This window comes from Enterococcus sp. DIV2379, assembly GCF_050542965.1.
Lineage (GTDB): Bacteria > Bacillota > Bacilli > Lactobacillales > Enterococcaceae > Enterococcus_D > Enterococcus_D entomosocium.
Map to the genome: position 1 here is coordinate 1,928,547 of NZ_CP172938.1, position 13,111 is coordinate 1,941,657.

Annotated in this window: 9 protein-coding genes; 2 read left to right on the forward strand and 7 right to left on the reverse strand. The window is 42.2% G+C overall.

The window, feature by feature from the left end:
• Window positions 1-29: 29 nt before the first annotated feature.
• Window positions 30-545 (forward strand): DsbA family protein, encoded by a 516-nt coding sequence (locus tag IGI92_RS08930; protein WP_005235682.1) that lies wholly within the window; start codon window positions 30-32, stop codon window positions 543-545.
• 88 nt (window positions 546-633) lie between these two features.
• Here IGI92_RS08930 and whiA read toward each other — a convergent pair whose 3' ends face one another.
• From whiA to uvrB, 7 genes are all read right to left on the reverse strand, one after another.
• Window positions 634-1,569 carry a DNA-binding protein WhiA gene (whiA, locus tag IGI92_RS08935; RefSeq protein WP_005235679.1) on the reverse strand — a complete coding sequence of 312 codons (936 nt, stop codon included), beginning with the start codon at window positions 1,567-1,569 and terminating at the stop codon, window positions 634-636.
• Between the two features lie 18 nt (window positions 1,570-1,587).
• The gene (locus IGI92_RS08940) at window positions 1,588-2,589 is read right to left on the reverse strand and encodes a gluconeogenesis factor YvcK family protein (protein ID WP_008382192.1); all 1,002 of its coding nucleotides are present in this window, start codon (window positions 2,587-2,589) and stop codon (window positions 1,588-1,590) included.
• Window positions 2,586-3,476, reverse strand: coding sequence for an RNase adapter RapZ (rapZ, locus tag IGI92_RS08945; protein WP_301389335.1), 891 nt, complete (start codon window positions 3,474-3,476; stop codon window positions 2,586-2,588). Before rapZ ends, IGI92_RS08940 begins: the two co-directional genes overlap by 4 nt.
• Window positions 3,477-3,589: 113 nt before the next feature.
• Window positions 3,590-4,300 (reverse strand): amino acid racemase, encoded by a 711-nt coding sequence (locus IGI92_RS08950; RefSeq protein WP_005225951.1) that lies wholly within the window; start codon window positions 4,298-4,300, stop codon window positions 3,590-3,592.
• Window positions 4,301-4,303: 3 nt separating this feature from the next.
• Window positions 4,304-5,557 carry a hypothetical protein gene (locus IGI92_RS08955; RefSeq protein WP_016611874.1) on the reverse strand — a complete coding sequence of 418 codons (1,254 nt, stop codon included), beginning with the start codon at window positions 5,555-5,557 and terminating at the stop codon, window positions 4,304-4,306.
• Window positions 5,558-5,865: 308 nt separating this feature from the next.
• Window positions 5,866-8,682 carry an excinuclease ABC subunit UvrA gene (gene uvrA / locus IGI92_RS08960; RefSeq protein ID WP_301389334.1) on the reverse strand — a complete coding sequence of 939 codons (2,817 nt, stop codon included), beginning with the start codon at window positions 8,680-8,682 and terminating at the stop codon, window positions 5,866-5,868.
• 13 nt (window positions 8,683-8,695) lie between these two features.
• Entirely contained in the window at window positions 8,696-10,687 is a 1,992-nt protein-coding gene (gene uvrB / locus IGI92_RS08965) for an excinuclease ABC subunit UvrB (protein WP_008382187.1), read from the reverse strand.
• 270 nt (window positions 10,688-10,957) lie between these two features.
• On the opposite strand from uvrB, the gene IGI92_RS08970 reads away from it, so the two are divergent.
• Window positions 10,958-13,111: an amino acid ABC transporter substrate-binding protein/permease gene (locus IGI92_RS08970; protein ID WP_430606788.1), complete on the forward strand. Its 2,154-nt coding sequence runs from the start codon at window positions 10,958-10,960 to the stop codon at window positions 13,109-13,111.

The following is a 13,111-nucleotide window of genomic DNA, read 5'->3' on the forward strand; positions in this document are numbered from 1 at the left end:
GTAAACTAAAAGAAAAAGGAGGAATCTTAATGGATATTTCAATCATCAAAGCACAAGAAACAAATGCGGTAACAGGGATACATATCGGAGACCCTTCCGCTAAACCGATCGTCGAATTTATGAATTTGCGTTGTCCTTATTGTCGGCAATGGTTTGAGGAATCGTTACCGACCTTAAGTGAAGCTGTCACAGCTGGGAAACTACGCCGTGTCATCAAATTATTCGACAAAGAAAAAGAATCATTGCAACGAGGCAATGTGATGCATCGGTTTGTTTCCAGTACAGATCCTCAGGCAACGATCGCTGAGATTACAAAAATTTATCAAACACAAGACGAATGGGGTCATTTATCTTTAAATGAAGTGGCAGAATATGCGAAAAATACCTTAGGGCTATCTGAACAAAATCATCCTGCGATCGCCGGAGAAATTGTGGAAGAAGCGAAAAACGCCAACATTCAATTTGTGCCAACGATTATCTTAGATGGGCACATTTTTGATGAATCGATCACTGCTGAGGAATTAACTGCATTGATCAATGAGTAACCACAAATAAAAGAGCAGGAGCAGATTTGACGCGAACATCCACGTCAAATCTGCTCCTGCTCTTTTGATTCATTTTTATTCCATTCGACTAGCTGACTTGTTCACGAAGATGATCGGCAAATTCGTTGATTTTTCGAATGCGATGATTGATCCCTGATTTCGAGATCGCTCCTGATGGAATCATTTCTCCTAGCTCTTTCAAGCTGACCTCGGGATGTTCCAAACGTAATTCGGCGATTTCTTGCAGCTTTTCAGGTAGAGCTTGCAAGCCAACTCGATCTTGAATAAACTCGATATTGTCGATCTGCTTCGAAGCAGCATCGATCGTTTTGTTCATATTGGCGGTTTCACAATTCACCAAACGGTTGACTGAGTTACGCATGTCTCGCACGATCCGCACGTCCTCGAATTTCAACATGGAATTGGTGGCACCGATCAGTGTCAAAAAATCAGCGATTTTCTCAGCGCCTTTCAAGTAAGAAATATACCCATTTCTACGTTCTAATGCACGGGCATTCAAACCATATGCGTTTAGCATATCGCAAATATCTTGGTTATGCTCCTCGTAGATGGAATAAATCTCTAAGTGATAGCGGCTGGTTTCTGGATTGTTGATCGATCCTGATGCCATGAAAGCCCCTCGTAAATAGGAACGCATTTTTTGAGTATTGCCCATGATCTCATCAGAAACATGGCTTTGAAACATCAGCCCATCCATGATATCTAAGTCCAAAAGCACGCGCTTTGTCTCTTGCTTCAAACGAACGATGTAGACGTTGTTCTTTTTTAATTTCATTTTGCGACGGACCAGCAACTCGCTGCGCACGTCGTAATGATCTTTTAGTAAAGAGTAGATGCGTCTGGCAATCGCCGCGTTTTCTGTTTGAACGTTTAAAACAAATTGCTGGTTGTTGATACTTAATGACCCATTCATCCGAATCAAAGCTGCCAGTTCTGCCTTGGCATGTTCGCGATGAACTTCTAATGCAGTCAATTCTTTTTTTACTTCTGCTGCAAAGGACATTAAAAAATCCCTCCTTTCTTAGATTTTGGCCCCGTAAACGATACGTAGAAGTTCTTCAATCACTTTATCTCCGTCATGAAAAACTCCGCCATCTCTAAGCTCCAGAAAGTCAGCTGAAATGACACGGCTGGCTTCTTCTCGCAGTCCTTGGAAATCGTGTTTCACTTGTACAAGATATTCATCATAAATCTCTGGGTCCATATATCCTTCTGGAACTTTCTCGGTGTTGACTAACACCGTATCAATAAAGGGTTTGCCTAAATGCTTATGCAAGACTCGCACATGGTCGGCATCACTAAAGTGTTCGGTTTCACCTTTTTGGGTCATGATATTACAAATATAAACCGTTTCAGCTTGTGTTTCCAACATTGCTTGGCCGATCTCGCTGATCATGAGATTTGGCAAAATACTAGTAAAGAGACTACCAGGACCCAAGACGATCATATCTGCCTCCATAATTGAAGAAACAACTTTACGAGCTGCTTTCGGCTCATCATTATTTTCTTGATTACGAACAAAGACCCGTTCGATCGTTTTGCGATCAACCGCGATTTTGGACTCTCCTACCGCTTCGGTGCCGTCTTTAAAAACAGCGTGCAACACCAATGGCAGATCTGAGGAAGGATATACTCGTCCATCGATATGCATGATTTTCGACAAAATTTGAATGGCTTCATAGGTACTGCTACGCATTTCAGCAATCGCCGCAATAATCAAGTTCCCAAGGGCATGATTGGCTAAAAATTTGTCTTCCGCTTTAAAACGGTATTGAAAAATATCATTATATAATTGCGGCATATCAGATAGAGCCGCCAGAACATTGCGCAGATCCCCCGGTGGTGAAATAGAGGAAACCAAATTGCGGATCTCGCCGCTGCTACCGCCATCATCAGCGACCGTAACGATCGCTGTGATGTCGACACCTTGATTCCGCAAGCTCTTCAGGATGACTGGTAACCCAGTTCCGCCACCTACCACAACGATCTTCGGCTTTCTGATCCGGTACGTTTTCATTTTCATGAACGATTCACCGTCTCTTTGCGCTTATCTTTGTCGCGATGAGTAATATTGACGCGATAGTCTTCTGCCAAAACCGCACCGATGCGCTCCGATAATGCAACCGAACGGTGTTGACCCCCAGTACAGCCGATAGCCACCGTCAAGCTGCTTTTGCCTTCCTTGACATAGCCTGGCATGATCGTTTGCAACAGTGTACTAAATTGCTGATAGAATTCTTCCGTTTCTGGAAAAGACATGACGTAATCATACACGGGTTCATCTTTACCCGTTAAAGGACGCAACTCTGGAATGTAATGGGGATTCGGTAAGAAACGAACATCCATCACGATATCAGCATCGATCGGCAAGCCATACTTGAAGCCAAACGAAAGTATTTCAATACGAAACCCTGTCTCATGAGAAGCACGAAATTCTTGATTGATTTTTTCTCTCAGTTGCCGTGGGGTCAACAACGTTGTGTCGATAACAATACTGGCACGCGTCTTCAAATCGTTTAAGATCGCTCGCTCTTTGCGAATGCCTTCCGTAACTAAGCCATCCATCGCTAATGGATGTGCTCTTCTCGTTTCTTTGTATCTTGACACCAATTCATTGTCCGATGCATCTAAAAAGAGCATCCGTGTGTCGATAAAATTCGTGTTTTCAATATCGATCAGCATACTTTGGATTTCTTCAAAAAACGATCTTGAACGCAGATCGACAACTAAGGCAATTTTTGTCACTTTTCCTGATTCTTTGATCAGTTCCCAAAATTTAGGGATCAAGCTTGGGGGCATATTGTCGATACAAAAGTACCCCATATCTTCAAAACTCTGGATCGCGACCGTTTTGCCGGCTCCGCTCATCCCAGTAATAATGACCAATTCTAAATGATCCACTTCAGTCATAGGTAAAACTCCTTTCTGAAACAACTCTATTATATCATGCCGGGCGTATCATTGGAACACCGGCATAAAAAAAGACGTTAGCTCAAAAAATGCCGCTAACGTCGCTATCAGCTTTAGATTGCTTGGCGATTTGCCAATGCTTTTTCGATCGTCCGATCAACTAAAATGGATTGGGCATCGACGACTGGATACGGATTATCAGTCACAAATTCATCCATCAAGGACAACTCAGTACATCCAAGCACTACGCTTTCACAGCCGATACGTTCGGTGACTTCTTCCAGTATCTCAAAGTAAAGTTCTTGATCCAAATGATCATTTTCTTTGATTCGATCATAGATCAATGTATTGACCTTTTTTTGGATCGTCGGCTCTGGAAGATAGACGTCAAGTCCGAACTTCCGCAATTCTTTCTCATAGATGCCGGCTTTGACACTGCCTTCTGTCCCAAGAAAGGCCACTTTTCCAGTGACGCCTTTTTCAAAAACGACTTTCGCAGCCTCACGAGGCATATGCAAAATCTCGATCTCAGTGGCAGCTTGCAGCTCATCAAAAAAATAATGGGCGGTGTTACAAGTCAACACAATAAAATTTGGCTTTAACAAATTTTGTTTTTCGATGTCGTCCATTAAATATGGAACAGGGTTTTCTAACGTGTTGTCTAAAATATATGCCGTCCGATCCGGTACTGTCGCATGATTGAATAAAACATAGTTCAAGTAATCTTGGTCTTTATGGGTCTGTGTCCGTCGGTTTAAAATGCGGACGAAACTTTCCGTCGCTAACGTTCCCATGCCGCCTAAAATACTAAAAAAATTCTCCATCTTCTAGCCTTCTTTCGTATGGAAATACGTTTTGAATCGTTTGTTGTACAGATGGAACATTCTCTTTAATAGAATCCAACGCTTCAGCGATAAGTCTTCTTTATAAAAGACGGTCGTTCCCCAGCGATTTTCTGCTAATAATTTTTTTGCTCGTTCTTTCGCAGGATTTTCTTTTGCATAAGTCAAGAAGATGTTTTTTGGTACCCCTAGCCATAATTTCGCTTCTGGCGCGTCAGCTTTGCCATAAACCGTTTCTGTATAAGGTTTTTCGAAGACTAAATCTTCAGTGATAAACTTTGCCAAATTCAATCCGCTTAAGGTAATAAAGAAACTGCTTCTTCCTTGACGCAAGTTGATTTCAAATAGTTTATATTGCCCGTCTCGCGCATCATATTTCAAGTCAAAATTGGCAAATCCAACATACTCGATCTCTTTTAAAAACTTACGGATCATTTGATAAATTTGATCATTTTCGTCTGGAATAATCACTACGTAATTCCCAACAGCTCCAGGGGTTGGGTCTTCTAGTAAAGGATGACCTAAGCCCATCACGCGAACTTCGTGATTCTCATCAACATAGGCATTTAAAACCCGCATGTTGCTGTCATCACCGGGAATAAAATCTTGGACGATCATTTCATATTGATAACCCGCTTGATAAATGCGAGAAACGATTTCTTCAAATTCTATTCGATTATCAATAATAAAGGCTTTTTTGCGTCCTTCAAAATCAACTGACAACCATGCTACACTATTTGCCGGTTTCAATGCCACAGGAAAATCAAAAGGCAGCTCTCCTTTGAACGTTCCTTCCGTCAACAGTTCAGGCGTTAAAATGAAGGTCTTAGGATAAGGCAAGCCATATTCCTCGCAGACTTCGTAAAAGCTGACTTTGTTGATCAACCGTTTTAGTAAAGAATAATCGTTAGCGATAAAGGTATAATAGGGCGCCAATTCTTCTTTATGCTTCGCCAACAGTTCCGCATAACCATCGCCGCAAGGAATCAACAAATATTTCATTGCAGGATCATTGTAAGTATTTTTTCCTAACTTGATCAACGTCTCAGTGAATCCGGGATCATGGTCAAAACCTTCCACTTGATTGATTTTTACAATTTTACTAAAGCGGGTTGGTGCAAGTTCGGCGCCTGCATAGGCAACTGATTGAATACCATATGCTTCGTGGAACGCTCTGGCCATACCATAAACATTCATATCGCTTCCTAATAATATGGGAAGAAAATTTTCCTGACTCATCAAAAATCACTCTCTCTTTTGAATACGAAAAACGACCTCTCTCGTTTCGTTTGATTACAATAGCATTATAATACCACAAAGAAAAAAGCAATCAAAGTATCTATCTTTGATTGCTTTCTCCCACTTTGAACGGATAGAACTTATAGGCAGTTTATTCAATGCGAATATACGTATACCTATTGCTATTCTATCAAATAAAATTTTGATTTCAAGCCCTTATCATGAAATTTGCAGATATTTCACGCTTCCTTAAACTTTAGCGAAACCTATTGACAGACAAGTGAAAAAGTGAGTGCTTTTTCATCTGCTTAAAGGACTTTTTTCAAATAATGACCGGTGTAGCTGTCTGAAACCGCAGCAATTTCTTCTGGTGTACCAGTTGCAATGATCGTGCCGCCGCCTTCGCCACCTTCTGGACCTAGGTCAATCACATGGTCCGCTGATTTGATGACATCCAAGTTGTGTTCGATCACTAAAACGGTGTTGCCAGCGTCGACAAATCGTTCCAAAACTTTCAACAAACGGGCAATATCATCCGTATGCAGACCAGTCGTCGGTTCATCTAAGATATAAAAACTCTTGCCATTGGAATTTTTGTGCAGTTCACTGGCAAGCTTCATCCGTTGCGCTTCCCCACCAGACAAAGTAGTCGCTGGTTGTCCCATAGTGACATAACCTAAACCGACATCGACGATCGTTTGCAATTTTCGATGGATTTTGGGAATATGTTGGAAAAATTTCACTGCATCTTCCACGGTCATATCTAAGATTTCCGAAATGTTTTTTCCTTTGTAATGAACTTCTAACGTTTCTGAGTTATAACGTTTGCCATGACAAACCTCACAAGGTACGTAGACATCAGGTAAGAAGTGCATCTCGATCTTGATGATTCCGTCCCCTTTACATGCTTCACAGCGTCCACCTTTTACATTAAAACTAAAGCGGCCTTTTTTATAACCACGGACTTTCGCCTCATTGGTTTTAGCAAATAAATCACGAATGTCATCAAAGACACTGGTATACGTTGCCGGATTGCTTCGAGGTGTCCGACCAATCGGGCTCTGATCGATATCGATCAATTTCTCAATAGCTTCATAACCAGTAATGGTTTTAAAGCGGCCAGGTTTGTTCGAATTCCGATTGATTTTTTGCGCCAAGGCTTTTTTCAAAATTTCATTGACTAATGTTGATTTACCAGAGCCAGAGACCCCTGTAACTGCGACGAACTTTCCTAATGGAAAATCGACCGAAATGTTTTTCAAGTTATTCTCGGAGGCACCGGTCACACGAATCTTTTCACCATTGCCTTTGCGGCGTTCCGTCGGTGTTGGGATTTCTCGTTTTCCAGATAAGTATTGACCTGTTAAAGAAGACTCATTGGCAGCGACTTCATCGGGAGTGCCTGCAGCGACGATCTCGCCACCTGCATGTCCTGCACCCGGACCGACATCGATCAAGTAGTCTGCTGCCCGCATCGTGTCTTCGTCATGCTCAACGACAATCAGGGTATTCCCGAGATCACGCATTTTCCGCAATGAATCTAGCAAGCGATCATTGTCTCGTTGGTGAAGACCGATCGATGGCTCATCAAGAATGTAAAGCACCCCAGACAGATTGGAGCCGATTTGTGTTGCCAAGCGAATTCGTTGCGCTTCCCCACCAGAGAGTGTGCCTGACGCACGACTCAAGGTCAAATAGTCCAATCCGACATTTTTTAAGAAGCTTAAACGATCATCGACTTCTTTCACGATCGGACGTGCAATCATTTGCTCTTGTTCCGTTAGTTTCAATTCTTCGACAAAGTTCAAGGCATTGTTGATCGCCATCTCACTCATTTCACCAATATGCTTCCCATTGACTTGCACGCACAGCGCTTGAGGGTTCAAGCGATAGCCATGACAGGTTTTACAAGTCAACTCTGTCATGTACAAACGCATTTGATCACGGGTAAAATCAGAGTTGGTTTCATGATAACGGCGTTTGATATTTGGTAAGATCCCTTCAAAAGCGACCTCAACATCACGCACCCCACCAAAATCATTCTCATAATGGAAATGGAACATCTCCCCATTCGAACCATTCAAGATAATATCTCTGTGTTCTTCTGGCAATTCTTCAAATGGTGTGTCCATATCGATATTGAATTCTTGACAGGCTTGTTCCAGCATTTGCGGATAATATTGTGAACTGATTGGATTCCATGGCAATAGTGCGCCTTCACGCAACGTTTTGCTTTGATCGGGAATCACTAAGTCGACATCGACTTCTAGCTTCACGCCAAGACCATCACAGTCTGGACAAGCACCAAAAGGCGCGTTGAATGAAAAGAGGCGTGGTTCTAATTCTCCAACCGTAAAACCGCAATAAGGACAAGAATAATGTTCACTGAAGAGCATTTCTTTTTGGCCGATCACATCGACTACCGCATAGCCGTCCGCTAACCGTAATGCCGCTTCAAAAGAATCAAACAGGCGTGAACGTATGCCTTCCTTCACAACAATCCGGTCGATGATGATGGCAATATCGTGCTTTTTATTTTTTTCTAATTCAGGCGCTTCAGAAACATCATAGACTTCACCGTCTACGCGCATCCTTACATAGCCTTCTCTTTGGATACGTTCGAAGACTTTTTTGTGCTGCCCTTTCTTTTGGTAAACGATCGGTGCCAACAATTGGATCTTGGTGCGTTCTGGTAATGCCAAAACTTCATCCACCATCTGCTCAACCGACTGACTAGTGATCTCGATGTGATCATTTGGACAAATCGGGTGACCGATTCTAGCGTAAAGAAGCCGCAGATAATCATTGATTTCAGTAACCGTCCCTACTGTTGATCGCGGGTTCTTGCTGGTGGTTTTTTGATCGATAGAAATCGCTGGACTAAGTCCATCAATGCTATCTACGTCTGGTTTATCCATTTGACCTAAAAACTGACGGGCATACGCCGATAGACTTTCTACATATCGGCGTTGTCCTTCGGCATACAACGTATCAAAAGCTAAGGAACTTTTCCCTGAACCCGAAAGACCAGTAACAACAACGAGTTGGTCTCTGGGAATCGTCACATCGATATTTTTTAAATTATGGGCCCGTGCCCCATGGATCACGATTTTATCATTTGCCATAGTGTTTCTCCTTCTAATCAGCAGCTTTTAGCTCAAGAATAGTATCTCTTAAGGTAGCAGCCGTTTCAAAATCCAATGCTTTCGCAGCATCTTTCATCTCTTTTTCTAGCTTCAACAACAAGGTTGCTTTTTCCTCACGACTCAGTTCTTCATAAGAAGTCGTGGTGTATTCACCGGTCTCTTCTGCCACTTTTGTGATCGCGATCAGATCGCGAATTTCTTTAATAATGGTTTTCGGTACGATCCCATGTTCTTCGTTGTAGGCTTCTTGGATACTTCGGCGTCGCGCCGTTTCATCGATCGCTCGCTGCATCGAATCAGTCATTTTATCAGCGTACATGATTACTTTTCCTTCAGAGTTTCGAGCTGCCCGTCCAATGGTTTGGACTAATGAGCGTTCGCTGCGCAGGAAGCCTTCCTTATCGGCATCAAGAATCGCAACCAGAGAAACTTCCGGCACGTCTAACCCTTCTCGCAGTAAGTTGATTCCGACCAGTACATCAAATTCACCGAGGCGCAGGTCTCGAATGATCTCTGTTCGTTCCAATGTTTTGATGTCACTGTGCAAGTATTTGACTTTGATCCCTAATTCTTTGAAGTAATCCGTCAAATCTTCAGACATTTTTTTCGTCAAGGTCGTCACAAAGACCCGTTCATTTCGCTCGACGCGCTCATTGATTTCTCCCACGAGGTCGTCAATTTGACCCATGATCGGTCGTACTTCGATCACCGGATCTAACAGACCAGTTGGTCGAATGATTTGTTGAACGACGGTATCGGTTTGATCGTATTCATAGGGGCCAGGTGTTGCTGACACATAGACGATTTGATTGACATGTTTCTCAAATTCTTCCAAGCGTAACGGACGGTTGTCCAGTGCAGAAGGCAAACGGAAGCCATAATCCACTAACATTTGTTTTCTAGCACGGTCACCATTATACATCCCACGAACTTGGGGCATCGTTACGTGTGATTCGTCGATTACTAATAGAAAATCATCTGGGAAGAAATCCAATAACGTATAAGGCGGTTCGCCTTCTTTTCGTCCATCCATGTGGCGAGAGTAGTTTTCGATTCCTGAGGTATACCCCATTTCTCGCATCATCTCAATATCATAGTTGGTTCGCTGCTCTAAACGCTGTGCTTCCAGCAGCTTATTTTCTGCTCGCAAAACTTTCAGTCGTTCATCGAGTTCACTTTGGATTGAAGCGATCGCATGTTCCATATGGTCTTCATTGGTCACAAAGTGGGTTGCCGGAAAGATCGACACATGTTCGGTGTCACTCATGATCTCGCCCGTCAAGGCATCAACTTCACGAATCCGATCGATTTCATCGCCAAAAAACTCAATGCGCAACGCTCGCTCATCACGAGAAGCTGGGAAAATCTCCACAACATCGCCGCGCACGCGAAAACGCCCCCGTTGAAAATCGATGTCGTTTCGTTCAAATTGGATCTCGATCAATTCTTTTAATAGTTGATCCCGAGACTTTTCCATCCCTACTCGTAAAGAAACAACTTGTCTTGCATACTCGATCGGCGAACCTAAACCGAAAATACAAGAGACAGAAGCTACAACAATCACATCGTTTCTCTCTAATAAAGAACTTGTCGCCGAGTGACGGAGCTTATCGATTTCATCGTTGACACTGGAGTCTTTTTCGATGTATGTATCACTGGAAGGAACATACGCTTCTGGTTGATAGTAATCATAGTAACTGACAAAATACTCGACTGCATTATTTGGAAAGAAATCCTTAAACTCGCCATATAATTGTCCAGCCAATGTTTTATTATGGGCAATGATCAATGTCGGTTTATTGACTTCCTTGATTAGATTAGAAATCGTATAAGTCTTACCGGTCCCAGTGGCTCCCAACAAAATCTGTGCTTTTTTTCCACCGACCACCCCGTCAACCAATTGATGGATCGCTTCTGGTTGATCCCCAGCTGGTTGATATTTTGATACTAAGTCAAATTCATGGGAAGTTGTTCTTTCGATCATCTTCATTCCCCCTCGATTATTCTAAACGACAACAAAAAAAGAAAAACTCGCTGCCGCTTTTCCATAAATAAGTATATCATAGCGAACATACTTTCGCCATCATTTGCTATGAAAGTTTCATGCGATTAAGCATAACTTAACATGTTTGATTTTCTAACATCTAATGTGAGGTTTAAATGATTTTGTCATATTTTTAAAGAGAAAGACTTGTGTGTTGAAGAAAAAATCCATATAATCTATAAATACGTTATATCTAAAGGGGGAATTTTCTTGAAAAGAAAACACATGTCCTTCGCTTTAATCGCGCTGATTATCAGCATTTTTACGCTCTCAGTAAAGTCAGCAAGTGCGGAGGAAACTACGTATAAGATAGGAACAGATTTAACATTTGCTCCTTTCGAATTCCAAAATGAAAATAATGAATACGTTGGGATCGATATAGATTTATTAAATGCGATCGCAGAAGATCAAGGTTTTGCAGTTGATTTACGTCCTTTAGGTTTTGACGCCTCCATTCAAGGCGTGCAATCAAATCAGTTAGATGGCATGATCGCTGGGATGAGTATCACAGATGAACGTAAAGAAACCTTTGATTTCTCTGATCCTTATTTCGATAGTGGGATTCAAATGGCAGTAGCTGCTGACAATGACAGTATTACTAGCTACGAGGATCTTGAAGGCGAAACGGTCGGTGCAAAGGTTGGTACCGAAAGTGCCCGCTTTCTAGAAAGCAATAAAGACCAATATGGCTACGACATCAAATTATATGATGACGCTACTGGACTATATGGCGCTGTACGCAATGGTACTGTGACAGCCGCTTTTGATGATTATCCAGTGCTTGGCTATGCTATCAACAATGGCGAACCAATGAAGCTTGTCGGCGAACCTGAAAAAGGCGCTTCTTACGGATTTGCCGTCAGAAAAGGCCAAAATCAAGAACTCCTTGAAAAATTCAACGCTGGTTTAGCCAATATGAAAGCTTCCGGCAAATACGACGAAATCGTCAATACTTACATCACAACGTCTGATACAGATGCAGGCACTAGTGAAATGGTGAAAGTCGAACCAAAGAAAGATGTTTACCGAATTGCCAGTGACTCAGCCTTCGCTCCATTTGAATTCCAAAATGAAGACAATGAGTACGTAGGGATCGATGTTGATTTAATGAACCGGGCGGCAGAATTGCAAGGGTTCAACATCGAATTCAATTTCATCGGTTTTTCCGGAGCTTTGCAAGCGTTGGATGGTAACCAAGCAGATGGGATGATCGCTGGGATGACAATCACTGATGAGCGTCGTCAATCCTATGACTTTTCTGATTCTTACTTTGAAAGTGGTATTCAGATTGCTGTAAAAGAAGGCAATGATTCCATCAAATCCTATGAAGATTTAGATGGAAAAACCGTCGGTGCAAAAGTTGGGACAGAAAGTGCAGACTTCTTGATCGCCAACGAAGAGAAATATGGCTATTCGATCAAATATTATGATGCTGCCGATCAATTATATGCGGCTGTTAACGGCGGACAAATTGATGCCATGATGGATGATTATCCAGTGATTGGTTATGCCATCAGCCAAGGACAAAAACTAGTGACACCGATTGAAAAAGAATCTGGTGGTCAGTACGGTTTTGCGGTGAAAAAAGGCCAAAATCCTGAACTGATCCAAATGTTCAATGAAGCATTGAAAGAAATGAAACGGACTGGGGAGTACGATCAAATCATCAATAAATACATTGAAGATGGCTCTGCCACAGAAAAACGAGTGGATGAATCAACGATCACTGGTTTGATCAGCAACAACTATAACGTCTTGTTAAAAGGATTATGGAATACCCTTTTACTAGCATTGATTTCTTTTGCCTTAGCATTAGTGATCGGAATCATTTTTGGACTATTTAGTGTTGCTCCAATCAAAGCATTGCGGGTTTTTGCAGGGATCTATGTTGACATCATTCGTGGTATTCCTATGATGGTATTGGCTTTCTTCATCTTCTTCGGCCTCTCCGATGCGATTGGTATCACGATTCCGGACTTTGCTGCTGGGGTCATTACATTGACCTTAAATGCCAGTGCCTATATCGCTGAGATCGTCCGTGGTGGGATCAACGCGGTGCCAAAAGGTCAGATGGAAGCCTCTCGTAGTTTGGGGATGACCTACACTCGGACAATGCAGAAAATCATTTTACCGCAAGCGATCAAAATCATGATTCCATCTTTCGTTAACCAATTCGTTATCTCGTTGAAAGATACAACGATCATCTCGGTTATTGGAGTCGTAGAATTATTGCAAACTGGGAAAATCATCGTTGCACGAACCACACAAAGTACCTATGTCTACTTGATCATCGCGATTATTTACTTAGTCGTGATCACAGCTTTAACGAAACTTGCAAAAGTTTTAGAAAAGAAGGTGAAATAG